Annotated in this window: 31 protein-coding genes and 1 pseudogene; 8 read left to right on the top strand and 24 right to left on the bottom strand. The window is 60.1% G+C overall.

What is annotated here, in order from left to right; all coding sequences use genetic code 11:
* The first annotated feature begins 7 nt into the window (after nucleotides 1-7).
* The gene (locus tag OGL93_RS20990; protein WP_263264910.1) at nucleotides 8-337 is read left to right on the top strand and encodes a helix-turn-helix transcriptional regulator; all 330 of its coding nucleotides are present in this window, start codon (nucleotides 8-10) and stop codon (nucleotides 335-337) included.
* 20 nt (nucleotides 338-357) lie between these two features.
* Entirely contained in the window at nucleotides 358-915 is a 558-nt protein-coding gene (locus OGL93_RS20985) for a hypothetical protein (protein ID WP_263264909.1), read from the top strand.
* A gap of 301 nt (nucleotides 916-1216) precedes the next feature.
* On the opposite strand, the gene OGL93_RS20980 is transcribed toward OGL93_RS20985, so the two are convergent.
* The 7 genes from OGL93_RS20980 to OGL93_RS20950 are packed head-to-tail and all read right to left on the bottom strand — an operon-like array spanning nucleotide 1217 to nucleotide 7612.
* Nucleotides 1217-2437 carry a phage late control D family protein gene (locus OGL93_RS20980; protein ID WP_263264908.1) on the bottom strand — a complete coding sequence of 407 codons (1221 nt, stop codon included), beginning with the start codon at nucleotides 2435-2437 and terminating at the stop codon, nucleotides 1217-1219.
* Nucleotides 2437-2877 carry a phage tail protein gene (locus OGL93_RS20975; RefSeq protein ID WP_263264907.1) on the bottom strand — a complete coding sequence of 147 codons (441 nt, stop codon included), beginning with the start codon at nucleotides 2875-2877 and terminating at the stop codon, nucleotides 2437-2439. Before OGL93_RS20975 ends, OGL93_RS20980 begins: the two co-directional genes overlap by 1 nt.
* 6 nt (nucleotides 2878-2883) lie before the next feature.
* A complete protein-coding gene (locus tag OGL93_RS20970) occupies nucleotides 2884-5466 on the bottom strand; it encodes a phage tail tape measure protein (RefSeq protein ID WP_263264905.1) in 2583 nt (860 codons plus the stop codon).
* Nucleotides 5456-5578, bottom strand: a complete 123-nt coding sequence (locus OGL93_RS20965; RefSeq protein ID WP_263264904.1) for a GpE family phage tail protein — start codon at nucleotides 5576-5578, stop codon at nucleotides 5456-5458. The genes OGL93_RS20970 and OGL93_RS20965 overlap by 11 nt, the downstream gene beginning before the upstream one ends.
* A gap of 8 nt (nucleotides 5579-5586) precedes the next feature.
* A complete protein-coding gene (locus OGL93_RS20960; protein WP_263264903.1) occupies nucleotides 5587-5889 on the bottom strand; it encodes a phage tail assembly protein in 303 nt (100 codons plus the stop codon).
* Nucleotides 5890-5909: 20 nt separating this feature from the next.
* Complete coding sequence (locus OGL93_RS20955) at nucleotides 5910-6425, bottom strand: phage major tail tube protein (RefSeq protein ID WP_263264902.1); 516 nt, start codon at nucleotides 6423-6425, stop codon at nucleotides 5910-5912.
* Between the two features lie 14 nt (nucleotides 6426-6439).
* On the bottom strand, nucleotides 6440-7612 hold the full coding sequence (locus tag OGL93_RS20950; RefSeq protein ID WP_263264901.1) for a phage tail sheath protein: 1173 nt from the start codon (nucleotides 7610-7612) through the stop codon (nucleotides 6440-6442).
* Nucleotides 7613-7742: 130 nt separating this feature from the next.
* Between OGL93_RS20950 and OGL93_RS20945 the strand changes: the two genes are divergently transcribed.
* Entirely contained in the window at nucleotides 7743-8525 is a 783-nt protein-coding gene (locus OGL93_RS20945) for a hypothetical protein (RefSeq protein WP_263264900.1), read from the top strand.
* Nucleotides 8526-8628: 103 nt separating this feature from the next.
* Here the strand turns inward: OGL93_RS20945 and OGL93_RS20940 are convergent, their stop codons facing one another.
* From OGL93_RS20940 to OGL93_RS20915, 6 genes and pseudogenes are all read right to left on the bottom strand, one after another.
* Nucleotides 8629-9165, bottom strand: a complete 537-nt coding sequence (locus tag OGL93_RS20940) for a DUF4376 domain-containing protein (RefSeq protein WP_263264899.1) — start codon at nucleotides 9163-9165, stop codon at nucleotides 8629-8631.
* A gap of 467 nt (nucleotides 9166-9632) precedes the next feature.
* A pseudogene (locus OGL93_RS20935) lies at nucleotides 9633-10097 on the bottom strand (phage tail protein); the annotation flags it as partial.
* Nucleotides 10094-10705 (bottom strand): phage tail protein I, encoded by a 612-nt coding sequence (locus OGL93_RS20930; protein ID WP_263264898.1) that lies wholly within the window; start codon nucleotides 10703-10705, stop codon nucleotides 10094-10096. The gene OGL93_RS20930 and the pseudogene OGL93_RS20935, both read right to left, overlap by 4 nt.
* On the bottom strand, nucleotides 10702-11616 hold the full coding sequence (locus OGL93_RS20925; RefSeq protein WP_263264897.1) for a baseplate J/gp47 family protein: 915 nt from the start codon (nucleotides 11614-11616) through the stop codon (nucleotides 10702-10704). Before OGL93_RS20925 ends, OGL93_RS20930 begins: the two co-directional genes overlap by 4 nt.
* On the bottom strand, nucleotides 11613-11966 hold the full coding sequence (locus tag OGL93_RS20920; protein WP_263264896.1) for a GPW/gp25 family protein: 354 nt from the start codon (nucleotides 11964-11966) through the stop codon (nucleotides 11613-11615). The genes OGL93_RS20925 and OGL93_RS20920 overlap by 4 nt, the downstream gene beginning before the upstream one ends.
* Nucleotides 11963-12508, bottom strand: a complete 546-nt coding sequence (locus OGL93_RS20915) for a phage baseplate assembly protein V (protein ID WP_263264970.1) — start codon at nucleotides 12506-12508, stop codon at nucleotides 11963-11965. Before OGL93_RS20915 ends, OGL93_RS20920 begins: the two co-directional genes overlap by 4 nt.
* A 265-nt stretch (nucleotides 12509-12773) precedes the next feature.
* On the opposite strand from OGL93_RS20915, the gene OGL93_RS20910 reads away from it, so the two are divergent.
* On the top strand, nucleotides 12774-12950 hold the full coding sequence (locus OGL93_RS20910) for a hypothetical protein (protein ID WP_263264895.1): 177 nt from the start codon (nucleotides 12774-12776) through the stop codon (nucleotides 12948-12950).
* Nucleotides 12951-13163: 213 nt separating this feature from the next.
* Here the strand turns inward: OGL93_RS20910 and OGL93_RS20905 are convergent, their stop codons facing one another.
* On the bottom strand, nucleotides 13164-14090 hold the full coding sequence (locus tag OGL93_RS20905; RefSeq protein ID WP_263264894.1) for a LysR substrate-binding domain-containing protein: 927 nt from the start codon (nucleotides 14088-14090) through the stop codon (nucleotides 13164-13166).
* Between the two features lie 162 nt (nucleotides 14091-14252).
* On the opposite strand from OGL93_RS20905, the gene OGL93_RS20900 reads away from it, so the two are divergent.
* A complete protein-coding gene (locus OGL93_RS20900) occupies nucleotides 14253-15383 on the top strand; it encodes an epoxide hydrolase family protein (protein WP_263264892.1) in 1131 nt (376 codons plus the stop codon).
* 524 nt (nucleotides 15384-15907) lie between these two features.
* Here OGL93_RS20900 and OGL93_RS20895 read toward each other — a convergent pair.
* The 10 genes from OGL93_RS20895 to OGL93_RS20850 all read right to left on the bottom strand — a co-directional run bounded on the left by OGL93_RS20895 (nucleotide 15908) and on the right by OGL93_RS20850 (nucleotide 21062).
* Complete coding sequence (locus tag OGL93_RS20895; RefSeq protein ID WP_263264890.1) at nucleotides 15908-16360, bottom strand: phage virion morphogenesis protein; 453 nt, start codon at nucleotides 16358-16360, stop codon at nucleotides 15908-15910.
* The gene (locus OGL93_RS20890) at nucleotides 16357-16839 is read right to left on the bottom strand and encodes a phage tail protein (RefSeq protein WP_263264889.1); all 483 of its coding nucleotides are present in this window, start codon (nucleotides 16837-16839) and stop codon (nucleotides 16357-16359) included. Before OGL93_RS20890 ends, OGL93_RS20895 begins: the two co-directional genes overlap by 4 nt.
* On the bottom strand, nucleotides 16836-17021 hold the full coding sequence (gene lysC / locus OGL93_RS20885; protein ID WP_263264969.1) for an Rz1-like lysis system protein LysC: 186 nt from the start codon (nucleotides 17019-17021) through the stop codon (nucleotides 16836-16838). The genes OGL93_RS20890 and lysC overlap by 4 nt, the downstream gene beginning before the upstream one ends.
* On the bottom strand, nucleotides 16936-17358 hold the full coding sequence (gene lysB, locus OGL93_RS20880; RefSeq protein WP_263264888.1) for an Rz-like lysis system protein LysB: 423 nt from the start codon (nucleotides 17356-17358) through the stop codon (nucleotides 16936-16938). The genes lysC and lysB overlap by 86 nt, the downstream gene beginning before the upstream one ends.
* Entirely contained in the window at nucleotides 17355-17669 is a 315-nt protein-coding gene (locus OGL93_RS20875; protein ID WP_263264887.1) for a phage holin, lambda family, read from the bottom strand. Before OGL93_RS20875 ends, lysB begins: the two co-directional genes overlap by 4 nt.
* A 26-nt stretch (nucleotides 17670-17695) precedes the next feature.
* Nucleotides 17696-17908: a tail protein X gene (locus tag OGL93_RS20870; protein ID WP_263264885.1), complete on the bottom strand. Its 213-nt coding sequence runs from the start codon at nucleotides 17906-17908 to the stop codon at nucleotides 17696-17698.
* A complete protein-coding gene (locus OGL93_RS20865) occupies nucleotides 17909-18370 on the bottom strand; it encodes a head completion/stabilization protein (protein ID WP_263264883.1) in 462 nt (153 codons plus the stop codon).
* Nucleotides 18371-18469: 99 nt separating this feature from the next.
* Entirely contained in the window at nucleotides 18470-19171 is a 702-nt protein-coding gene (gene gpM, locus OGL93_RS20860; protein ID WP_263264881.1) for a phage terminase small subunit, read from the bottom strand.
* Entirely contained in the window at nucleotides 19152-20216 is a 1065-nt protein-coding gene (locus tag OGL93_RS20855; protein ID WP_263264880.1) for a phage major capsid protein, P2 family, read from the bottom strand. Before OGL93_RS20855 ends, gpM begins: the two co-directional genes overlap by 20 nt.
* Before the next feature lie 9 nt (nucleotides 20217-20225).
* On the bottom strand, nucleotides 20226-21062 hold the full coding sequence (locus tag OGL93_RS20850) for a GPO family capsid scaffolding protein (RefSeq protein ID WP_263264879.1): 837 nt from the start codon (nucleotides 21060-21062) through the stop codon (nucleotides 20226-20228).
* Nucleotides 21063-21200: 138 nt separating this feature from the next.
* Between OGL93_RS20850 and OGL93_RS20845 the strand changes: the two genes are divergently transcribed.
* From OGL93_RS20845 to OGL93_RS20835, 3 genes are all read left to right on the top strand, one after another.
* On the top strand, nucleotides 21201-22973 hold the full coding sequence (locus OGL93_RS20845; protein ID WP_263264878.1) for a terminase ATPase subunit family protein: 1773 nt from the start codon (nucleotides 21201-21203) through the stop codon (nucleotides 22971-22973).
* Nucleotides 22973-23992, top strand: a complete 1020-nt coding sequence (locus OGL93_RS20840) for a phage portal protein (RefSeq protein ID WP_263264877.1) — start codon at nucleotides 22973-22975, stop codon at nucleotides 23990-23992. The genes OGL93_RS20845 and OGL93_RS20840 overlap by 1 nt, the downstream gene beginning before the upstream one ends.
* Before the next feature lie 34 nt (nucleotides 23993-24026).
* A partial coding sequence (locus OGL93_RS20835; protein WP_263264876.1) for a DNA adenine methylase occupies nucleotides 24027-24701 on the top strand: 675 nt, incomplete at its 3' end.

Here is a 24701-nt window from a genome sequence, read left to right as displayed (position 1 = left end):
GGTTTCGATGACCATTGGATCTAGGCTCAGGGCTGAGCGGTCTCGTTTGGGCCTGAGCCAGACGGACTTTGCCGCGCTCTGCGGGGTAGCGAAGAACACGCAGCTCAATTATGAAAAAGATGAACGCAGCCCAGATGCGGCCTACCTTCTGGCCGCTGGCCAGGCGGGCGTTGACGTCCATTTCGTGATCTTCGGAAGCACTGCAGATGGGCAAACGGGGCCGCTGGACGCTTTCGAGCGGGAGGTACTTGATTATTTACGGGGGCTGAACGACTACGACAAGGAAACGATCCGTCGTATGGCTTATTCAATGGCGGAAGTCACAAAGTTACACTAATAACCGAAGCAGGGAGCACTATGAAAACCAACATGTTTAAGGCGTTGACGCTTTCTTTGTTTGTTATTTTTTGTCAATCAGCCGCAGCCCTGGAACCTCAACATTTTGACAGTGTTGAGACCATGGTGGAAGAGTTTGGAGACTATTCCGCTGATAATGATACGTTCAAACTTATCTCCACTTCGCCCTTGGAAGTCGCATTCCACCCGATGGTGTTATCCGGTGAGCCCGCGTCGTCGCAACTTGACTCAGTTAACAGGGCAGCACTCTATGGTGTTTATCGGATCTTTATCCATACCAACGCCAAGGCCGTGGAGGTGACTGCGTCGCCATTATTGCATGACCTCCACACAGACACGGTCAAGCTGTTGGATTCCCCTGTGTTGCGCTTAAAAGTCACCCGAGACGACGCGCTGGCCGTGGCGAAGGATTTTATACCTGTCTCAGATTTGTCTGAGTTGGTGGAGCCTCAGAAACTTGGGACTATGCAGCTCGATGGTTGGGTGAAGCCGTTTGCGAAACTGTACGCTAGCGAACAGGGAGCAGAAGAGCTGGTAACTGCCCTGAAGGCAAGGTAGTGCTAGAGGTTGCAGGCGATTTTTCCAATTTCTTTGGAGTTCAGAAAACTTTTCAAAGCGTTACAACTTCTTTGTTGTTGGGCTTGAATCAGAATTGTAATGTGCAGACACACCTTTTAGGGATGTCTGCTTTTATGAAGTCCGAGCCTTTTGATCAGCTTCACGAAGAACAATCACCCCGGGCTGCTGAGCTTGCCTCAGACATTAAGTTGGAGGTTGTGACTCTCTTTGGTAAGTTAAGTAGCGATAATCAGCGCCGGATGCTCCGCACATTAAAGGTGTTGGTCCAGGCCAGCAAATTTCAGCGGCCAGAGTGAAGTTGCATTGCCCGCTCCGCCGCTCGTTTCGCATTTGTCTGGCTTGCGTACAGGTGCACCAGGCGCAACGGCCGGGTTTGGTCGCCCAGGGTATAAGCCTTCTGGGCGCCGTCTGCGCCCCGGTACCATGCCACCACACCTGTGTACTCGGTCAGCTTCCCATCTACCAATGCCCCCACGTCTGCGCTATCCGGCAACTTGGATTCCAGCTCCAGCTCGGTAGTGAACGCCTCGGGAGAAAAGCCATGCCGCACGTTAGCGCCCAGCCACACAATAGCGCTGATCTCTTCCTTCACCCCAAAGAGGCTATACGTCAACTCCGGGATCAGGTCCGGTCGGCCACGTGCCAGGGTGTAGGTCAGGGTCGCGGTACCTCGTAGTAACCGGGTCCATTCCGCTCGAGCAGCCACCAGGGCACTGCCGGCATCGGTGTACAGGTGCCGAAGGGTTTTCAGGTTGCCCTCGGCGCCGGCAATAGCGCTTTTCTTTTCGGCACCGTGAGCATCGTAGTAATGCGCACGTACGCCGCTATAGCTGTTTCGATCCGCCTGCAGGTAGCGGTGCTGGTCGCCGTCCTGGCGGCTAAGGTGGATGTGAGGCAAGGCCAAGCCGCTGGCCGATGTAGAGGCTCCGGTGGGCATGAACAGCAAATGCCCCGCCTTGACCGTCGCCACGGCGTCGTAATCCAGCCCTAGGCGGCTCAGCAGGTTGGCGTCCGATTCCCCGGCCTGGTCCAAGTGGGCGACCAGTTGGCGGTCCAGGGCGTCGCTCACCACCGCCATCAACCCATGGGAGGCGGCAATGTCCCGAAGGATGTCGCCCAGCAGGCGGCGATCCCAACTACGCTCGCGCTTGACCTTCAACCCTGCCCGCAGATCGGCACTGCGGGCGCGGATGCTGAGCACGTCCGGGGCACCGCTGTGCTCGATCTCGTCGACTACGAAGGTGCCTTTGTCCACCAACCCCTTATCGCTCCAGCCCAGCCATAGGTGCACCTTGGCACCCCGTGGCGGGATCGCCAGCAGGCCGTCATGATCGCTTAGGGTGACGTCCAATTGGTCGGCTTCAAGGCCTCGGTTGTCGGTGAGCGAAAGGTGGACTAGCCGTTGTTCTACGGTGCGAGTGATGTCCCGGCCGTTTACTACAATTCGGCAGCTTGGGTGGGGGTAGCTAGCGGTGTCGGCCGCAAGCAGGTCGCCAAGCATTACAGCAGTCGCCTCAGAAGAGCGCCTGTAGAACCCAGTGTTGCGCCCAGTGCGTCGTCCTTACCGTCATCGATACGCTGCAGGGCCAGGCTGAACTCAATGCGCCGGGCGGCACCATCGCGGAAGAACAACGTGCGCGTCTCCTGCAGGCTTTCGATCACCCAGGCGCCATACAGGCGGCCTGTGCCTTCCACCAGCGGCCACGCCTTGCCGGTGTCTGCCATGTACCGCAGCGTGTCCAAGCTTAAAGGAGCGCCAGCCAGGCCGGGCAACAGCACGCCTGGCAGGGTGAGCGTTTCATCTCCCCGGCCGGTGAATTGCCGCGCAGGTGGCGCGCCGATGCGCGATGTGCTCGCATGACGCCATCGGGTTTGCCGCTGGAATTCCTGGTACGCCAAGGTTTCAAGGCCGAATACGAACAGCCCCAGGGCCATCATCATGCGTGTCTATTCCTGGTCGTTGTCATACAGTGCACTGCGCCCTCGCACGCCCTTGGCTCGCTCGCGGCGGTCCAGTTCGGCGCCCACGGCGCGGGCAATCGCTTGAGGGTCTAGGCCAGGCGAACTTTGAATGTTAATCGTGATGACATCGCCGCTCGGGGCCGAGGCTCGCACCGCAGCCGGGCGAAGCGGGCCACGGTTATCGATACGGGGCAGGGGCGCCAAGTTGGCCCGGAGATCGAATCGGCCAGCACGGCCTAAGCTCTCGCTGATGTCAGTAATGGCGGTAAGTGGCAGCGCCTTCTTGGAGGCTATCCCTTCGCTTAAACCGGCCATGGTGAAACCGCCCAGCTCAGCGAACACCCGGCTTGGGCTATGGATGCCTAGCTTGGCCTTGAAGCCACCGATCAGGTTGTCGCCCAAGCTAGCGACGGCCTGCTTTGCCTCTGCCATTGCCGAGCGCAGGCCATCTGCCAAGCCGCCAATCAGCATGCCGCCAAGCTCACGGAACCGCGTTGGCAGGGTGCTGCCAAGTTGCTTTAAGGTGGTAGATAGCGCCCGGTGCAGCATTCCCATGGGGGAGAAGGTGGCCAAGCGACCCGTAATAGACGCCAGGCCGTTGGAGAAGGACGTTTTAACGCGGCCCCACATATCAGTGAAGAAACCCTCAACGCTGCTCCAGTTGCGCCAAAGCAAGTAGGCAGCGCCGCCCAGCAGCGCTACTGTCGCGCCGATCGCCAACACCGCTGGGTTGGCGGCCAGCCCCCACAGTGCCATGCTGGCGGTGCGGATGCCTGTGGCCAACGTGCCCAGCACTGGGCCCGCAAGCAGCTTGAGGCCACTTATTAAGCCGAGGCTCTTGATGCCTAGCAGGGTCATGGCAAAGCGGGCCAGGGCAAACGGCCCGAGTAGGGCGGCCATGGCCAGTGTCAGCGCGCCCATGCCAAGCATCAGCACACTCACCGCAGCGGCAGCCTTGGTGAGCTGTGACGCCAACCTAGGATGCTCAGCTACCCAGGCTTTCACACTCCCCACCAGCCCCGTCAGGCTCTGCGCGAGGCTGCGCAATGGGCCATCCTGCTGTTCCTCTAGTTGGATACCAAGGTCTGCCCAGGCGCTACCCAACGCGTCGAGATCGCCACGTAAGTTGTCCGCCATCACTTTGGAGGTGTTCAAGGCTTCGCCTTTGGCATCGCGAAGTAGCCCTATGAACGCCTGGAGCTCGCCAGACCCCGCTTGAGTCGCGAGGACCTGCAGCGCCCCAAAGCTTTCTTGCCCTGCAATGGCCTTGAATAGCTGTGTGCGCTCGGTGTTGCCCAGGTTCTTGCTGCTGCGGTGAATTTCCTCGAGCAGGATGGGCATGCTCCGCAGATTGCCATTGGCGTCTCTAGTGGTGATGTTGAGTTTCGCCAGCGCTTTCTGCGCCTCTTTAGGCGGCCCCGCCAGCCGGCTGAGGATGGACCTCAAGGCGGTGCCGGCCATGCTGCCCTGGATAGCTTCGTTGCCAAGCTTGCCGGTCATGGCCGCAACGGTCTCGATATCCTGACCCAGGCCCGCCGCAACCGGCGCGACGTACTTCATAGTCTCGCCGAGCATCCGCAGGTCGGTGTTGGACCGGGTGAACGTACCCACGAGCACATCGCCCACTTGCCCTGTTTGGGATGCCTTGAGCTTGAACCCGGACAAGATGTTCGAGGCGATATCCGCCGTTTCAGCCAGGCCCGTATCTCCGGCTTTGGCAAGGTCCAAAACGCCCGGCAGCGCTTGCTGGATGGCCTGGGGCGTGTACCCGGCCATGGCCAGGTAGCCCTGCCCATCGGAGGCGTCGGTGGCGGTAAACTGGGTAGTCGCGCCAAGGTGTCGAGCCTGGCTCCGCAGGGCCTTCATGGCTTCGGCGTTCTTGTCGAGGCGAGTCAGCGCCTGGACCTTGCTCTGGCTCGCGTCGAACTCAAGCCCCGGTTGGATCATCCTGGCACCTGCGTACAGCGCAGTCCCGCCTGCGGCTGCCGATGCCGCCCCTTGCCCCGCCATGGTTGCGGCAAGGCCCCGGGTATTCTCCAAGCGTGATCGAGCCTGTGCACTGGCGTGCTGCTGTTGGCCAAGCCGCCTCAGCTCCGCCCGTTGGGCTTCGAGGCGCTGGGTGGTTTCCCGCACCTGTGTAGCCAAGCGGCGCTCATGGGTCGTCAATTGTTGCGTATCTATACCAGTGGCCCGCAGAGTTTGCCGCATCTGCTGCAGCTGGAGGGTTTGGCCAACTTCCTTCTGTTTCAGGCTTCCCAGCGTGCGCTTGGCCTGTTCAAACTCGCGGCGCAGCGCTCGGGTGGGTTGGGTAGTCGCGCTGAACTGGCGGCCAAGCGCCTGGGTGCGTTGGGCGGCGTTCCCAAGGGCGGTGCGGGTGCTATCCAGGCCTTGGCGCAGCTCACGGAACTGGCCAATCTGGCGTTGGCTGTTGTTGAGCGCTTGTAGTTGCGAATGCGCGCCCCGCATTGCCCGGCCGACACGTTTAGCCTGACCGTCAATGCTGCGCAGCGGCCGAGTCGCCCGATCCAGGGCACGGAGCACGACCTGTACGCGAAGGTCACGCCCCATGGGTCAACTCCCAGCGCTGGCGTGCCTGCTCTCGCCACTGCACCAGCTCGCTGACCGGCATGGTGGCCATCGGGGCAGGAGGCCAATGGAACACCATCGCGATGTCCGCCATGGCGTCGTCTACGGTTCCAGGGAGGCCGCCGTCGCTGCCTTCTTCTGCAAAAAAACCGCGACGGCATCTGCGCATAGAACCAGGTCTGCAATGTCCAGGCTGGCGACTTCCTGCTCGGTGAGCGTGGGTTGGCTGATCCTTGGCACCAGCCGAAGGGTCGCGTTCACATCGCCATTGAGCAGGTCGACGAGCTTCAAGCCTCGCAGTTCGCCAGACAAGGGTTTGCGCAGGGTAACTTCGGTTATTGAGGTCGAGCCCCGGATGATCGGGTTGTCCAACATGATGGGGTCGCTGTAAGTGGGCTGAGTCATGAACGCTGCTCCGGTGGTGATCAAAGGCCGATGTTCTTACGGTGCTCAGCGAGCAGGTCCTTACCGTCCACTTGGTAGATGAAGTTGAGCAGGTCGATCTCGATCTCCTCTTTACCGTCCACGCTGAGCTTGTAGTAGGTGCAGGCGGTCTTGATCTTGTGCTCGGTGCTCTCGCCGGGCTTGGCTTCGCACATGTCCAGTTCCTCGTGGCGGCCGCGCACCACCACTTCCACGGCGGTGGTTTCAGCGGTGTCGTCCCGCTGGTACGAGCCCGCCCAACGCAGCATTACTCCATCAGCCTTGACCGCACCGAACTGGCGTAACACCAGCAGGTCGAGGCCGCCGAGCGTCCATTCCAGCTCAATGCCATCGTCGCTATGGCCCAGGTCCACTTTCACCGGGCCGTCCATACCGCCACCACGCCAGGCTTCTAACTTGCGGCCCAGTTTGGGCAAGGTGACGCTGGCGCACTGGCCAACGTAGCTAGTGCCGTTGTTGAACAGCATCATGTGCTTGAGGGTGCGGGGCAAAGCCATGGGGTACTCCTGGATCAGCCGTTGATGCGGCCGGCAAAGTCGGCAAGGAAGCGGTCCGTGATGCGCTGGCGAAGCTGCAGGTTTTCCAGCGGCGGGACTGGCGTGTAGTCGTAGTCGATGAACAGCTTGCCGGCCTTGAGGGTGTCCTTGTCGTTCACCGCGTCGTCGTACCAAGCCGAGCCGCCGATCAAGTAGCCCAGGCGAACCAGCTCGCGGAACTTGGCGTTAATGCCCTCCAGAATGTCCCGCACCAAGCTCGGGTGGAGCGGGGCGTCTACCGCCCAGAAATGTGCCTCGGCCATGGTGTCTGCCAGCACCTGGGCAGTGCGGGTGTAGTTCTCGAAGGCGAACAGCGGGTCGCTACTGCAGGTGCGCGAACCCCAGAAGCGAAAGCCGTCGCGGCGGATCAGGGTGGTGACGTCGGCCGCATTGAGCAAGCCGGCGTCGGTGGCCGGGTCCTGCAGGTCCCAATGCACGTCCTTGCTCAACCCGGTCACCCCATTGACCGCGACGTTGGAGAGAGTTTTATGCCAGCCGGTCTGCTGGTCGATCTTCGCCCGCAGGCCCAGCGCCCGGGCCGTCCCCGCGGCCTTGACCTCGGCATTGCTGGCGGTATCCCAGCCCAAAAAATCTGGCCACAGCAGCATCAGTTCACGCTGACCGAAGCCTTGGCGGTATGCAGTAGCCTCGGTGACCGTCTCGCATTCCCAGGCACTGGCGTAGGCAAAACCGCGCAGCTTCTGCGCCAGGCCTGCCAGCTCGGTGGCTACCGGCAAACTTTCCAGCCCCGGCACGCCCAGGATGCGTGGTTTGACCCCGAGCTGTGCCTCCGCGGCCAGCAACGCCTTCATGCCGGTGTACTGCCCGGTAGGGGTGCTGCCCCCAATGATATTGCTGGTCGTTTCGGCCGCGTCCTTACCTTCCTCTACACGCACCACCACGGTGACCGGGCTCGCCTGGTCGGCGATGGCATCCAGGCTCGAGGCCAGAGTGCCTTTCTTGCCAGCCTTTCCGCTGGCGCTCAGCACGTCGGTAAGCAGAATGGGTTTGTTCAGGGGGAAGGTTTTAGCGTCTGCGTCCTGGGCGGTGCAGACCATGCCGATCACGGCAGTGGATACAGTACGGATCGGGCGCGAGCCCTCGTTGATTTCGAGAACTCGGACGCCGTGGTGGTAGGAGGTGGGCATTGTGTTTACCTTATAGACAACATCAGTTGATTATGATGTTCGCAAAAGAATTCTTCTTCTTTAGCTTATTGTCAGGTGTCGCTCTACACTAGAGTGAATGTTGAGATGAAGTGAATCGAGAGAGACCTCTATGTCTTTGAATATAAAGTGTGCAGCGTGCAGTGCTTCAATTCCTGAAGAGCTTGCGGACCTCGACCCGCAATCAAATTTTAGAACCGTGCCGCCGGAGTGGTTGCAAAATAAATATTACATAGGCGTTGGAATGCTCATGACTTACTACTCTTCTGTTGAAACATGCCTCGCGATTCACCTGCAAGATTTGATAAAAGAAATATTTAGTTCAGCGCCTGTTTTTTTGAATGGTTGCGAGGAGGCCGGGGTATCAGCCCTAAGAGAGATAACGGATCATCAAAAGACGGCAGGAAATTGGTTGGTTGCGGACAAGGCTGTTAAACTTATTACGGAAAAACTTAATATTTCTTCATATATGGACACTATGATAAGCCTCCTTAAGGTTCAAGGTTGTAGCGATAAATGTACTAATGATCTGAAGTCTATTTTTTCGCAGCTGAAAGCAATAGGTGCTTTTCGAAATAGACTTGTCCATAATGGTGCTTATATGGATTTCACGAGCAAAGGTGAATGGTTTCATACCAGCGATCATCATTTTAAGGCTAAAGAAATAAAATTAATGTACTTTGAGGTAGAAAGTCTTTTTAAAGCGGCTAGGGATTTAAGCGTCATGCCCAATCGTATTGCAGACTGCCTGGTCCCGAAAGAGGCAGTGGAAGCTCCGATAGATCCTATAACAAAAGCTTATTATGGATCCGATGAATACAAAAAATATATCGCCGACAGGGACGGGCCTTGGTATTATCAATCTACGATGCTAACCGATGCCCCTATAAGGTAATTTTGTGGCGTGTGCCTAGGAAAAGGGGCGACGCATCTGTTCAAGAGCTAAACCTCTTAATAGCTTTACTTGTCTTGCTGGCGAGTGCGCTTGCTTGAAAAAATCATCTCAACTGCCCTGGCCAGCCATCAGCAAGCATGTCTGGGTCGTAAACATCATTGTTCAGTGCAGTTAGCAGTTCTCTCTCTCGGGTGAAACATGCTTGTACATACTCATCGACGGCGTCAGCCATTTTCACCACCTCCGAAGCATCTAACAACACGAAAGTGCCGTCGGCGAGCTTCCAATCTGTTGTATAGGCAGCATCCTCAGCGGCACGGCGGCTCATGCCGTCGAGGCGGCTCTGCGTCATCCGATCGGTATGGACGGGCGCGCCATTGAATGTAATGCCGGCCGTCTCGCGTTCATAGCGGACGAACGCAATGCGCTCCCTGACGTCCACCTCGGCTATAGGTGGAGTCTTTAGGACAGGAAAACCTTTCTCATCGGTTGTAATCAGCTGACCTGCTGACTCGCCAAGCAACAGGGCAAGCCGCTCCTGATCTGTTACTTCAACCGCGTCGGCGGGGATATTAGACGCGCCAAACATCCGGATGTTGCCGAAGCCGCCGAGGTGTTTGCTATAAAAATATTCACCCATTCTTATTTTCCGATCGCTAGCCATACAAGGTTGCCTGCAGAACTGGTGTAGTTGTTTTGTACCGAGATCTGCGACTTGCTTAGAAAAACAGCTCCTGGCGCAAATGCGCTCGTTGTCGACATGGTATTGAAGTGCATGGATGCTATGGCTACATAGGTTTCTCTGGGAAAAGTAATCGGCAATGTGATTGTCTTCGTTGGCCCGGGCGTATTGCCTGTATGAGATGCCTGACCAACGTCGTAAACCACACCCCATTGAAAAATTAGCCCCCCCATCCATGTAGGTAGCGCGATGTACCCAATTTCAGAAAGCGAAACGCAAAAGCCAAGTCTAAGTTTTTTTGGCGTTACAATGGTCGTGTCGTCAGCGCCTGAGTTGACTTGAGACTGTGATGCGATTTTCGCCAAGCCAATAACGGCTTCGGTCGCTTGAACCAGCTGTTTTTTAAGTGCCTCAATAATGTCGCTCACCCAAGATCGCGTCGCCAACACCACCGAAGGATCGATCTTGAGCTCCACATTGCCTACATTGCTAACCACCAGGTTCATCCGCACCACCTGAGTACGGCCGCTTCCCTGTGCAAGCAGAGGCTTGAAGGAAGGTGGGCAGTTGGCGACCGCCACCATGTCTCCCGCCTCATCAAACAGCGCTAGCTCGCGAATCCACCAGCCGCCCACGTCGGCGGGGATAACCTGCTCGGCGATGACCACCGCCTCGTTGGCCGGGTCAACCTTGAGTTGATTGAGCGGCGCGCGGCGCACCTCATTGATCAACCGGGTTTGCGTCGCCGAGGGCTGGGGGTCAGTGCCGTTGGCGTCGCCGACCGCCATATGGGTGATCTTCCAAGAAATGCCCAAGGCGTCGGCGTTGGCCTGCTTGGCCAGGCCGATGTTGGTGAGGATGGCGTAAAACTGTGAAGCGAGGTCAGTCATGGGTACACGTCCAGCAGGTCGAGAGAGGTTTCATGGCCGGTGATGCCGATGGCGCCGCCTACTTCGATGTCGCGTGACTGTGGCGGGTACACGTCGAGTTCCTCGCCGTCGTGGGCGCTGGCCATAAGGGACAATTGGCCGATGGTTTCCAGGCTGATGGCCAAACCCGTCATATGACGAGAGAGGGGCTTGGCGTCGTCGATCAGCCAGCTGAGCAGCTCGTACATGGGTTCGGTGATGCCCGAGTCGAGCACACCAACCTTAAGCGCGAATGTGCCGGGTGGGCCGTTTGGCTCGGTTTGCCACCACTCCACCACTTCGATCAGATAGCCCAATGGCTCGACCACGCGGCGCAGCGCACCGAGTGTGCCTTTGTGGGCATGGACGTAGTACGAAGCCTTGATGACTTGTCGCTTAGTGGTTTCGGACCAAGCCGAGTCCCAGCGGTCGACGGAGAACGCCCACCCCAAATGGGGAAGCAACTGAGCGGGGCAGAGGTCGGGGTTGACCAGCTCGCGCATTGGTACCGGTACCTGCTCGATCTGGGTCAATGCTTCGGCGGCCAGGCGCTCGAGCTGGGTGGCGTTGGGTGGCAGCAACGTGTTCATGCGGTACCGCCGATGCGCACTGTGACGGCGGTGCAGAATGCTGCCTGCGCGGTCGTGGGTTGAAGGTCTTTCCAGTCATGAAGCTCCACGCGGCTGACGCCTTCCACATGCAACGCGGCATGCAGGGCGGACTTGACCACTTCCACGCCGAGGCGCCGACGTTTGTGCACATAGTTCAGCAAGCGTGCTTCGGCGGCCGCGCGAGCGGGTTCGCTTTCTGGCCCGGTGGAACTGAGGTAAAGCGTGGCATTCACGCTATAGGGCAAGATGCTTGCGGATTGCACCGTGAGCCGGTCGCCCAGGGGCCGGCGGTCTTCGTTGCTGAGGTAAGCGCTGACGGTAGCCAGCACCTCCTGGCCTACGGTGCCATCGCCGGTAAGGCCCTGCACCGTCACCACCACCTCCGCTGGCGAAGGGCTTTCAGCCGTAGCGTCGGCCACGCGTCCGTCGGCACTACGAGCGTGAAGGATGTAGCTTTTGCGCGGCCCCGCAGTCGATAGGCCCTCCCAAGCCATTTGTGCACGTTCACGCAAGCTGTCGTCTGATTCGTTCACCGGCGCCACAGGAGGCGTTGCCGTGGGATTCCCCGGTGTGACGACTAGGCGCTTCACGTTGACGTTGGCAGCCAACTGCTCCAGGTCCGTGCCACGCGCCTTAGCCAGGAGGCAGGCCAGCGACGCCTCGTTCACACGCTGGCGGAGTAGCATTTCCCGGTAGGCATTCTCCTGCAGCAGTTTGGTCAGCGGCTCAGATTCGAGCGCCAAGGTGGCTGCCACTTCCTCCCGTTGGGCTATGGGCCATAGGGCAATGGCGTATGCCTTACGCTCGGCCAGAATCGTTTCGTAATCCAGGTGCTCGACCACCGCAGGGTCCGGCAGCTGGGCCAGGTCTATGGGGGTGAAGGTGCTCATGCCGCTGCTCCCAGATTCAGCGGCACGCGCAGGTTTAGCGGTTCGTTGTTGTCCAGCCGCAGGGCATCCAGTTCGAGAATGGCTTGGCCGGGCTGTTCGCCCAACTGCATGTTGATACGCGCTAGGCGAATGCGCGGCTCCCAACGCATCAGGGCGATGGCTATTGCACCGTAGGCTTGCAGGCGGGTATGGCCGTTCAGGGGCCAATCCATCAGGTCCAACAACAGCGAGCCATAGTCGCGGCGCATCAGTCGGGAGCCTACAGGTGTGAGCAGAATATCCGCGATGGATTGCGCGAGGTGTTCCGCGCCTTCGATACGCCGCCCCGTACGTGCACTCATGCCGATCATGGCAGCGGTTTTCCCGAGCTGTCGGGGCCGGCCTTGACTCCACCATGAGGGTGGTTGACCAGGCTGATGGCTTGAGCGCCGGCGATCACATCTTGGCTGGCGGTGACGGTGCCTTGGATCGTTAAATCGCCTGTAATCGCCATCCCCTCAGGTGCGACCATTTGGACTCGGCCACCGGCCGGCAGGGACGCGCTTAAGCAATGAGAGGTTGTGTCGTATTCGATCACCGCCCCGTCACGGTAGCGGCGCCGATGACGGTCGGGGGAGTCGTCTGGCGCAGGAAAGCGCTGGCTGAACAGGCCGACCAGCACAAAGCCGCACTCCGGTCGTCCGCCTGGGGAGAAGACGACGCATTGTTCGCCCAGGCTGGGCGGGTCCCATTCTTGGTCTTCGCCGGCTCGGGGTTGGAAGAAGGGCAGCCAGCCCGTGACGAGGCCGCCGGTGGCGACGCGGCAGCGGACGGTCCTCGAATCCAGGGCGGCGATGTTGCCGCCTCGGATCAGGTTTTGTAGGGCGCGGTTGAGTTCAGTGAGGAAATCCATGGCCACGATGGTGGCTACCGTGAACGCCCGATGCACGTTGCGGAGTTTGTGTAGCTCAGAGGTACTAAGGCGCACCTCTAAATTCGCCCACTACGTCCGATACGCCATCCGCAGACTGCGGGAATATTCCTTGTCGGTTATGTGATTCGACATTGACTCATCTACGCTGAAATAGGGCGTCCCAACCCTTACCACCAGTGGTTCAGATCCTTGAGATGTCGATGGCCATGCTTGGGACTATCGACATCTATTTGAGGAGTCAGCCATGGGTATCCTCCGCTTCCTTCCACTCTTTCTGACGCTCTCTCTCTCCTGCGCGGTGCAAGCAGGGGGGCTGCTAGGCGGCATTGTGGATCAGTTAGTTCCCGGTCTCGGAACGTCGATGGATGATGTTAACCGGCAACTCAAAGATAAGATCGACCCTTACAAGCGCATGAATTAACGCATGTGCAGCAGTATCAGAATTAGGGAGTACACGATTTCTCCGTTCGATACGTTCGAGATTCGTAAGCGGCCAGCGAACACACCTTGTAGCTCTCAAGCAGGTAACGCTATTATCTGATTACTGCACGGTTAAAAAATGCTCGAAAACCTTCGATGACAGCCCTCGCTAAATCTTTCCATAAAAAGCGGCAACCAATTTCTCAGGCAAAGTTCAAACAGCTCCGCCTTTGGCGATACATCCGATATTTTCACCTCCTACCGAAAAGCACTCCACTAGGTAATCAACGAAGCACCTTACACGCGCAGGAAGATGGGAACCGCCTAGAAAGACCACGTGGATTTCCTCCCCATCTCCTGGATTGAAGGCTTCCAATATCGGCACCAACTCACCCGCTACGATAGCCTGTTGGACGGTCTCGGCACACACACGAGCGATGCCAATACCTTCTCTGGCGAGTTGCCCCTGTGTGTCTCCATTATTGGTTTCCACGCAGCCTTTGATCTTCAATGCATATTCCTGACCTCCGTCTAGAAACGGCCACCCAGGTGCAGCACGCTTGAAATTGAAATCGATGCAGTCGTGGTCGAGCAGGTCTTGTGGCACTTGAGGCGTCCCTCGCCGCGCCAGATAGCAGGGAGACGCGACGATAAGCTTCCGGGTCCTTCCCAGTCTTCGCGCCTTTAAGGGCCCGTCTGCTAGAGGGCCAAGTCGCAACGCCACATCGGCTTGGCCGGCGCTGATATCTACAACGACGTCCGTGAGATTGATCTCGATAAGGATGTCTGGATACCTTTGGATAAACTCCTTGAGCAGCGGCAGCAGGAACGTTTTGCCATACAGGACGGAGGCGCTCACCCGTAGCCGTCCGCGTGGTGAACTCTGATGGGCAATTAGCTGTTCGGTCTCTTTCAGGTCGGCGAGGATTCTTCGTGCCGAGGATACATAAGTCGCCCCCTCAGCAGTCAAGGCGAGCGCTCGTGTCGTCCGCAATAGCAACCGAACACCGATTCGTGCTTCGAGGCGATCAATGGTGCGTGCGATAGAGGAGGGAGCCAGCCTCAGCACCCGGCCGGTCTCTGAAAAACTGAGTGTATCGGCCACCAGAGTGAATATTTCAAGTTCGCCAGCCACATCCATAGATTCTCACTTTTGCAAAGAACGCATAGGTGCTTAGCCCTTTATTGGGATTAAAGCTCGATCCTACGTGGGTTAGTATTGCGTAGAACAGCTCAATAGAAAACACATAACTACTAGCGCATCTTGGATAACTATTGCACAGCAATCTGAGGAGGAACAATCATGGCGATTCCTTTCACTATCAATATTCCAGAGGAGCGTTTGGCTGCAATCAGGGCGAAAGTCAGTGCCTATGACTGGGGTCAGCTTCCCGATACTGGAGGCTGGAAGTCAGGCGTGGGTATCAGTGATCTCAGGCGTCTCGTCCGTTATTGGGATCAGGCTTACGATTGGCGACAGGTTGAAAAGCGTCTCAATCAGTTACCCCACTTCACGACTCAAATCGAGGGTGAATGCATTCATTTTATCCACGTTCACGGCGATAGCTCCAAACCTCCACTCTTGTTGCTGCATGGCTGGCCGGGCTCGTTTATCGAATTTGAACATCTGCTCGAACCGCTTGCTGCATGCGGGCACGATGTGATTGTGCCCTCGCTTCCAGGATTCGCGTTTTCGACGCCTATCACTGGCGTCATCGGCCCCCGGCGAGCTGCGGAACTTATGAACGGATTGATGGGGCAGCTATTCGGGCAATCGCGTTACATCGTGCAAGGCGGGGATTGGGGCTCGGGGATAGCCGGTTGGCTCGCGCACGACTTTGCGCCAGCGTTACTCGGTATCCATCTGAACATGGCTGATCTGCTTGCGCAGGGCACCATCGCTACCACGCCCGAGGAACGGGATTTTGTCGCACGACGTGACGTTCTTCTTGATTGGGAGACCGGATATAACCATGAGCAGGAAACCCGGCCGCAGACTTTAGGCGTAGCCATGGCCGATAGCCCCGTGGGCGCCGCCGCATGGATACTGGAAAAATTTGGAAAGTGGGCCGACCTGCCGCGCAACGCGGAAGGCGACCCGGACATCTGGAGCACATTTGGCGAGGAACAACTGCTGACCAACATCATGCTCTATGTGGCCACATCCTCCTTTATCACGGCGACCTGGATGTATCACGGCAAAAGGCTTGAAGGCTCTGGTAAGTTTCCGGCAGGTACCTACATAACCGTGCCGACCGGCTTTGCGGCCTTTCGCGACCCAGTGTTTATCCCGCCGCCGCGCTCATTTGTGGAAAAGACGTTCAACATTGTGCACTGGACCGAAATGGCATGTGGAGGCCACTTCGCTGCCTGGGAACAACCACAGTTGATGCTGGATGATTTGCGAAGTTTTGTTGCCAGAATTACGGAGTGATGGGTGAGACCTTGGCATTCGTGGGTGCCGGTTCGAAGTCGGCGGCCCACGCTTACACGTAGGCGCTGAGGGCGAGGGGCGCTGCCACGATCTGTTTCGCGACGAGCCAGTACTATCGGGCTGCTTAGGTACAGTCCACAACCATGACTTCGCTGCCCGATCTCGACCGTATGCCCCCGACTAACTGCGTGCCCTCGCGGCGCAGTTGCTGTCCTAGACGAGATTCGACCTCAGTAGAGCAGGAGGCCTATGGTGCTCAAACGCGGTATGCCGCTTGGATTGTCACTCGCAATGTCCAACAGAGCGCGGGCGTCCCCAGTGCGTCACCAGCCATCATTCCTCACCCATTCGCCTCCTTTATGAATACGCGACCGTCGAGCAGTTGCGGCACCCCGCTGGGAACTTGCCAGGCCCCGGAAGTCAGATGTGCCTCCGGCGGTGTACACGTTCAGGTTTGCAGCGGCTACTGCGCGCCCAATCATCCCGTCTATGGCTACACCTGCATGTGACTGACTCAATATGGTTCAGTGAGGGCTCAGGTGCTCCAGCAGTGCGTCGTGTATCCAAGCCAGCTCTTCGCGGGTCAATCCGAGCAACTGGCGGGAGGGGTAGGGCACCGCGGCTTGGCCCGCCCCAGGCCTATCAAGTTTACCACGCTGATGCACCCACGCGATCCGCGACGCCCGCCCACTAAATCCAACGCTGAGCCCCGTATTGCTGGTGCTCATCTTGAGATGCCGGGCCAGGCGCAGCTTGGTGAACATACGCCGCTTGACCTGCCCATGGCGCTTGCGTAAGCGCTGCTTAGGCTTTCGCTTCTCATAGCGGCTGCCATCTGGGTTGCGCTGGGCCTGGATACGTTGTTGCTGGCTACGGCGCAGGTCTTGGGCCAGGCGAGTGAGCAGTTGCCGGCGTGCGGAGGGTTCGAGCCGCGCGAGGAGGGTGTCGGCCCAGTCTTCCAGGGCGTGCAGAGTCATGGGTTACTCCAGCGGCCCAGTTCTTCACCGCTGCTGCTACGAATGATCACGCCCTCGTCTGGCATGCAATAGTCGTCCAGCGGCGGCTCGGGCGGGTGAACAACCCTCAGCGAGCCATCCTCCTCGGTTTTGACAATCACTCGCTCGGTCAGCGGGAGCTTAATGGCCAAGTCCACCTTGCTGTTGTCCAACAGGTCGGCCTCGAACGTGATGGCTTCCCGGGCTTTTTCGAGGTCGTGGAGCAACTCACGTTGGTGCTGACCCAGCCAGGCGAGTAAGGGTATGGCGACCGCGTCGGGGTGGCCGGCGTAATCCGTGAGGATCACGTTCAATGTGTAGGCGTATTCGAAGGACAGACCGTGGGCAGCGGTGCTGCGGATGGTGCCGTTGTCGATGAAGATCATTAGCCGGTCTGGGCTGTTGCGCAGTTCCGCCACATTGGCGAGCAACTGCTGGCGCAAGGCGTCGGGTTTGTTCATGGGGCGCGCTCCTGGTGGTCGGCGATGATGTCCACCTGCGCGGCACAGCGAGCCCAGTCCGCCTCTGCTGCATCAAGCGCGGCCTGCAGGTCGCCATTATTTTGCGGCTGGCTTGCGCTCAAGGTGCATCTCGCCACGGCTGGACAGCCACTCACGGTAGGCAGCGGCGCCGGTGAGGGCAGGGTGCTGGTGCAGCCGGCGAGCAAGGTCAGGCAGAGGCCGGCCAGCCCAATTGGCCAGGTCGGTGTTTTCACGTTTGAGGTCCTCGATGAGGCGTTTGCGTTGCGCCGCGAGCGCGGTGAGCTGGTCGTATTGCTCGCGTAACCGAGCTTGGGCTTCACGCTCGGCGTGCAGGGTATGGCGGAGGTCGTTCAACACGGCGTCGTTGCGCGAGCGGGCTTCATCCGCACGTTGGATTCGGGCCTCGGCCGCGCTCCGCTCCAGGGCGTTGAGCCGCAGTAACAGGCCAAGCGCGAACAACAGTGCCAGGCCGAAGACGCCTTGGCGCAACTGGGTCATAGCTGGACTGCTTTGCCGGCGAATAACCGCAGTGCCAACACGCGGGCCGCCTCAACGCCCAGCAGGCCGATGACCCCGCCGAAGAACGGCCCGGCGCTATTGGCGATGCCGAGCATTTCCAGACCGGAACTGCCCGCCAGGGCCAAGGCGCCGCACAGCAGAGCTTCGAGTATTACGCGGCGCCAGGTGCCGCCGCCGTAGATCACACGTAGGCCCGCGATCACGCCGGCGAGTAGGCCGGCGTACACGGGCGGCCAGTGCTGTTGCAGCCAGGCCGAGAGCCAGGCCCAGGTTTCCGGTTTGTCCGGCATGGTGGGGGTCCTTTTAGGAGGGGGGTTCAGGTCCATAGCTGGATGTGCTCCTTGCGTTCAGCTAATGGGGCGTCGTCCGGCAACTGCACCGGCGTGCCGTGGGGCAGGACTGCGCCGTGGTCGGCCAGCCCAGGGTTGGCCTCGAGCACGCGCTCGACCATGCCGGCAGTGCGGCCGTAAGCGCGCCAGCACAAGGCGTCGACGGTATCGCCCTGTTGGGCCAAGGCTTGCCGGGCCATTCAGATGAGCTCTACCGTGGCGTGCCCGTTGCCAAGCAAGTCGCGCACAGCGTAGCGGTAGTCGCGGCGGTACTCGTCCACGGTCGGGGCCAGGACGTCGGCGCGGTTGTGTCCCTCGCCGGTGCTGTCATAGCTGCGGTAGCGTTCGCACAGCTCCGCACCGGCGGCGCAATACACCGCGCGGCGATACAGCAACAGCCATTCGCTTTCGCCGCCTACTTGTTCAGCCGGCACTTGGGCCAGGGTGGTGAAACCCTCGGCGCGGTAGCGTGCTTTAAGGGCGCGCAGTTCGCGGTTCAGGCTGAGCATCGCGTTGAGCACAGCCTGTTCCAGGCGCACCACGGGAACGCTGCCGTCCAGGCGCAGCACGGTAGTAACGGCGCCGGCATCGATGTTTGGCCAGAACCCGTCGTTATCGAGGGGGGTGCTGGCAACCGGGCCGCCAGCGATAAATCCGCTCATGGTTTTCTCCCTTGATTCGGCGGTGGCCGGGGTGTCAGGGCGAGGCACAGGGCTTGCCAATCGACTCCGGGCCGCCGGGGTGCGCGGGGAACGCTCGGGTCAGCCCTGGTGAGGCTTGAGTTTGTTAAGCAGCCGCTCGGCCGCTTCAAGGTCCTTCTTTACGCCGCATTTGTCGTGCAGGCGCACGGCCTGGCGTAGCAGCTCAATGCCGGCAAGTACCTGGCCAGAGCGGCCGGGTTCGGCTTCCGTCAGGCCAAGCAAGGTCGCCCGGCCGAGGGCCATGTAGAGCTTGGCGCGGGCTTCGTCTGGCATGTCCTGTTCGGCGGTCAGTTCGGCAGTGCGCTGCAGCAAGGCTCGGTCCGGCTCGCCCCCAGCCTTCATGACGTTGAGCGCCGTTTCGGCCATTTCTTCGGCGATCAGGCAGCCAGTGGACCGGGCAAAGCGGTCGGGCATTTTCAAACCGTGCTTGAGCGCGTAGGCGGCGATGTCCAGCGCGCCGGCATGGTCGCCGGCGTCGATGCGCCATAGCATCACAGTGGTTAGCACTTCATCCTGGGCGCCGTGGCCGGCTGCGAGCACGCCTTGCACGTAGGGCACATAAGCGGGCAATAGCTGGCGCTTGAGTTCGGCTTTGCCGGTGTTCGACTGCACGTTTTTCAGGCGCAAGCGGTCCTGGTGCAGCTGGCTCAGCTGTTGCTCATAGGCCGTGAGCCCGGCCATGCTCGCGGTGGGCGCTGCTTGCTCGGCGGCCTGGGCGGCAGTGACGCGCAGGTAGTGGGCCTTAGCTGGGCTGTTCGCCATCCTCGCCCCCTTCGCCATCGTTCTCGGCTTCGCTTTCGTGGGTGATGTTCTCGATCAGGCAGCCCAAACCGTAGTCCTCGACCACGTAAGCGTCGTTGCTCGACTCGTAGTTTTCGATGCGATTTTTCTCGGGCGCCTCCTTCATGTAGCGGCGACGGCCGCCCAGTTGCCAATAGAGAGACAGGTTCTCAAGGGAGGTGATGAGCATCCCCTTTGGCGGGCAATAGGGCACCTCCACTGGCTGCAGTCCGCCCATGCGCTTCTGCGCCAGGATCAGGTCCGTGGCCAGCTTTTCACTGGCAGGCTGCTCACGGTTCACCAGGGGGAAGTACTTGTCGTGGACCAGCTCGCGGCCAAGGATGACAACCAGGCCTGGGTCGCGGCGATACCAGGGGTCGATCAAGTTGCTGACCGCGTCGTACACAAGGGCGTCCAAGTTGTTGTAGTCGGCCGTTCGGCCGGTGCCGATGACCACCTTGCCTGAGGTTTTGCCTTCCTTCATCACGCGCTCGGGCGCATGCACGCGGTACTTCTGCAGCCAGCCGATGTTCACGTCCTCAAGCAGTGGGTTTTGCTCGCGGTTCGTGGTGTCTGCCGCCGACTTACCGTTGAAACCAATCACCAGGCGGTCCAGCGCTTGCCGCTTGATGATCGCGTTACGCAGGCGCACCTGAAAGTCCTTGAACTTGGCCCAGGCGTCGAGCAGGGCATAGGGAATCGCGGTGTCGTAATCGGTCTGCTTGCACTCGTAGCCTTTCTCGCTGAGCGCGGCGACATTGCGTGGCACGCGTACGCCGTTGCCGGAAGTGTCGGTACGGCCGGCAATGGTGCCGCTAACGCCCAACCCGACCTTCTGCCCGGCCAGTTCATCCACGCCGATGATGTTGATCCGCTTGAGGAAGTCGCTGGACTCTTGGATATGGTCTTCGAGCTTCTGCTGCACCGTGGGGGCGACGGCGAAGGTCACGGAGGTGTCGGCTACCTGGCTGAGTTTGGCCAACTGGTCCTGGTACTGGGTGAAACATAGGCGAGTGTCGTTGCGCATAGGAGGCTCTCAGCAGTCGGTCAAGGTGGTCGCGCCGCCGCCACTTACCAGCGGGCGTTGGGGCTGGGTTTCGGTGGTTTCCAGGCGGTGCTTGAGTGCGTTGAAGTTGGTCGTCAACTGCTGGAGTTGGGTGCGCTGTTCCCGGCTTGCCTGCTGCTCGGCGGCAAACTGGTCGTCTTGGGCTTTGACGTGCTCCGCCAGGGCGGTGACGGCTTCACCAAACTGGGTAAGGTCTTGGTCGGTTTTAGCGTCCCGGGTTTTGAACAGCTCGCTGATACGGCTGAGCAGCGCGGCGGCGGGCGAGGGTTTGTCCTCGATCTCTTCGAAGACCAACGCCACTTCCTCCGCCACGCTGAACAGGTTCTCCGGGTGCTGCTTGCGGGCTTTGTACGGGTTGGCGTCCGGATGTTTGGCAGCGAAGGCGAGCACGTCGGTGCCCAGGCTGGCGGGGCTATCGGTGATGCCCAGGCCGGTGAGGTACGCCTTGCCGGTACCGGCGAACTGAGGATTGACCTCAATGCTGGTGTAGATCTTCTGCCGCGCTTTGTTCATGGCGACCAGGTCGGCGGTGGGTTCGATTTGCGCGAACAGGGCCAGGCGCTTTTCGGTGTGGCCGTTGAGCGAGACGTCCACGTCTTCGGCCTTGAGTGCGATCACGTCGCCGTAGGCGCGGAAGGGGCTGTCGGCGATGGTGCCGCGAATGTGCTCCATCCACACCCGGGCGCCATACACGGCCGGGTTGTAGCTGCTGGCCATCTCGGTGATCCAGGCAGCATCGATCTCACGGCCATCCGTGGTGGCGCCAGCGGTAGCGACGCGGAACCAGCTGGAGCGGAATTTTTTCATCAGGGCACGTCCTCAACGCAGTGTTGGGGCCATGTTCGTGAGGGCACGGCGTCACAGCAATTGGCCGGAACTGTATCGAGGTGATGCACAACGGCCGGCGCTACGCGTTCGCGTGCGCGGGGCGGCAGCATCGCCGCCATGACAGCCCTCGCTCAAGCCCTTACACCACCACCTGCTCGCGACGACCGCCGCCAGGCCAAATTCCTGTATTGGAGTGGCCTGCGGGTGTGCGCCATCGCCGAGCTGCTGGGGCTGAACGAAAAAACCGTGCACGCCTGGAAAACCCGGGATGGATGGGACCGGGCCGATAACGTGGAGCGCATCGGCGGCGCCCTGGAAGCGCGGCTGGTGCAGCTGATTCTCAAGGAGGGCAAGACCGGGGGCGATTTCAAGGAGATCGACCTGCTGCACCGCCAACTGGAGCGCCAGGCGCGCATTCAGCGCTATCAGGGCGGCGGCACCGAAACGGACCTGAACCCGGAGTTGGCCAAGCGCAACGCCGGCCCGAAGAAGAAGCCCGCTCGCAATGAATTCAGCGAGGACCAGGTCGAGCAGCTAACGTCGGCGTTCTTGGATCAGTGCTTCGATTACCAGCGGGACTGGTACCGCGCCGGTAATCAGCGCACCCGGGCGATTCTCAAAAGCCGACAAATCGGTGCGACCTTCTACTTCGCTCGCGAGGCGCTGATAGACGCGTTGACGACCGGGCGTAACCAGATCTTCCTGTCGGCCTCGAAGAGCCAGGCGCACATCTTCAAAGCGTACATCCAGGCGTTTGCTCGCGAGGTGTGTGGCGTGGAGGTGACCGGCGATCCGATCATCCTCGCCAACGGCGCCGAGCTGCATTTTCTTGGCACCAACGCCCGCACCGCCCAGGGCTACCACGGCAATTTCTATTTCGATGAATTCTTCTGGACCTTCAAGTTCAACGAGCTGAACAAGGTGGCCAGCGGCATGGCCATGCAGAAGCGCTACCGCCGCACTTACTTCTCCACGCCTTCGAGCATGGCCCATGAGGCGTACAGCTTCTGGACGGGCGAGCGCTTCAACAAGGGCAAGCCAGCGGCGCAGCGGCTCAGCATCGACGTCGGCCACGACGCCCTCCAAGGCGGCCGGCTGTGCGAGGACCGCATCTGGCGGCAGATCGTCACCATCCTCGATGCCGAAGGCCGCGGCTGCCACCTGTTCGACCTTGAAGAGTTGAGGCTGGAGTACGACGCCGAGGCCTTCGCCAACTTGCTGATGTGCCAGTTCGTCGATGACGGCGCGAGCATTTTTCCGCTGACGGTGTTGCAGCGGTGCATGGTCGACAGTTGGGAGGCCTGGGCGGACGACTATAAGCCCTTCGCAGCCCGGCCCCTTGCTAATCGCGCTGTGTGGGTGGGCTACGACCCCGCCGAAACCGGAGACACCGCTGGCTTGGTGGTGGTCGCGCCGCCGTTGGTGCCTGGTGGCAAATTCCGCGTGCTTGAGCGTCACCAGTTCCGGGGCATGGACTTCGCCGCCCAGGCTGAGGCGATTCGCCAGGTGACGCGGCGCTATTGGGTGACCTACATCGGCATCGATGTCACCGGCATGGGCGCAGGCGTGGCGCAACTGGTGCGCCAGTTCTTTCCTGGGCTGGTGACCTTCAGCTACTCCCCTGAGGTGAAGACCCGGCTGGTGCTGAAGGCGTGGGACGTGATCCACAAAGGGCGGCTGGAGTTCGATGCCGGGTGGACGGATTTTGCCCAGGCGCTGATGGCGATCCGTAAGACAGTCACGGCGAGTGGGCGGCAGTTTACGTATACGGCGGGGAGGACGGATTCGACTGGGCACGCGGACTTGGCGTGGGCGCTGTTCCACGCGCTGCACAACGAGCCGCTGGAGGGGCAGACGGGGGTGAATACTGGCTTTATGGAGATTTACTGATGACCACTTCCGAGTTGGCCACCGCACCGGGCGCCCGCGTTGAAGCCTTTACGTTCGGTGAACCGGTGCCGGTGCTGGATGGGCGCGAAGTGCTGGACTGCTGCGAGTGTTGGTTCAACGGGCGTTGGTATGAGCCGCCGGTGGCCCTGGAGGGGCTGGCCCGGGCAACGGGCGCCAGCGTGTTCCTTCGGTCTGGCCTGAACTTCAAGCGCAACGCCCTGGCACGCACCTTCATTCCCCATCGGCTGCTCAGCCGTGCGGGGTTCGAGCAGTTCGCCCTGGACTGGCTGTGGTCGGGCAATGCCTACCTCGAAAAGCGCCTCTCCCGCCTGGGTGGGCTGATCAGCCTGCAGCCCACGCTCGCCAAGTACATGCGGCGCGGCGAGGGCGCGGACAGCTTCTTCCAAGTGCGCGGTTGGCAGGATGAGCTTGCGTTCGAACCCGGCGCCATCTGCCACATCCGTGAGGCGGACATCAGCCAGGAAGTGTATGGGCTACCCGAGTGGCTGCCGGCGCTGCAGAGCGCGTTGCTGAACGAGTCCGCCACCTTGTTCCGGCGCAAGTACTACAACAACGGCAGCCATGCCGGCTTCATCCTCTACCTGACGGACACGGCCAATAACGAGGTGGACGTGGAGGGTATCCGCACCGCGCTGAAGTCGGCCAAGGGGCCGGGCAATTTCAGGAACCTGTTCGTGTATGCGCCGGGTGGGAAGAAGGACGGCATTCAGGTGATTCCGGTGAGCGAGGTAGCCGCAAAGGATGAATTTAGCTCGATCAAGAACGTGAGCCGCGATGACGTGCTGGCCGCGCTGCGCATACCGCCGCAGCTGATGGGCATTGTGCCGCAGAACGCCGGCGGCTTCGGCTCGATCAAGGATGCCACCGAGGCGTGGCTGGAAAACGAACTCGCACCGATCCAGGCGCGCTTGCAGCAGATAAACGAACACCTGGGCGAGGAGGTGGTGCGTTTTGCCGCTGCCGAGCCTGGCCAACGTGCCGGCCCTGCAGCTGGCTGAATACCCCCTGGTCAACGGCCAAAGAAGGATGCCAATGACGTTACCGATAATGTCCTGGATGGGCGGCAAGCGCCGCATGGCAAAACATATCCTCCCTGAATTTCCTGAACACGACTGCTATGTGGAACCCTTCTGCGGTGGCGCGGCGCTGTTCTTCATGAAAGAGCCCAGCCGTGTGGAAGTGATCAACGACCTGGACGGCGAAGTGGTGAATCTGTACCGGGTGATCGCCAACCACCTGGAGGAGTTCGTCCGCCAGTTCAAATGGGCGTTGGTGAGCCGCACCATGTTCGACTGGGCCAAGCTGCAAGCGCCGGCGACGCTCACGGATATCCAACGAGCCGCACGGTTTTTCTATCTGCAGCAGCTGTGCTTTGGGGCCAAGCCCACAGGGCGCACGTTTGGTACATCGACCACTACGGCGCCGAAACTGAACCTGCTGCGCCTGGAGGAGAAGCTCAGCGAGGCGCACCTGCGGTTGGCCAGGGCCACCGTGGAGCATCTGGATTGGAAGGAATGCATCCGGCGGTATGACCGGGAGCACACGTTGTTCTATCTGGACCCGCCGTATTGGGCAACGGCTGGGTATGGGGCGGGAGCGTTTGCGTTCGAGGAGTATGAAGCGATGGCTGAGCTAGCGCGCTCGATTCAGGGGCAGATGGTGATTTCGGTCGGTGATCACCCGGCAATGCGGGAGATATTTGCGGGG

Source organism: Pseudomonas sp. RIT-PI-S (assembly GCF_025642975.1).
Lineage (GTDB): Bacteria > Pseudomonadota > Gammaproteobacteria > Pseudomonadales > Pseudomonadaceae > Aquipseudomonas.
This window is presented reverse-complemented; position numbering and strand designations above follow the sequence as displayed.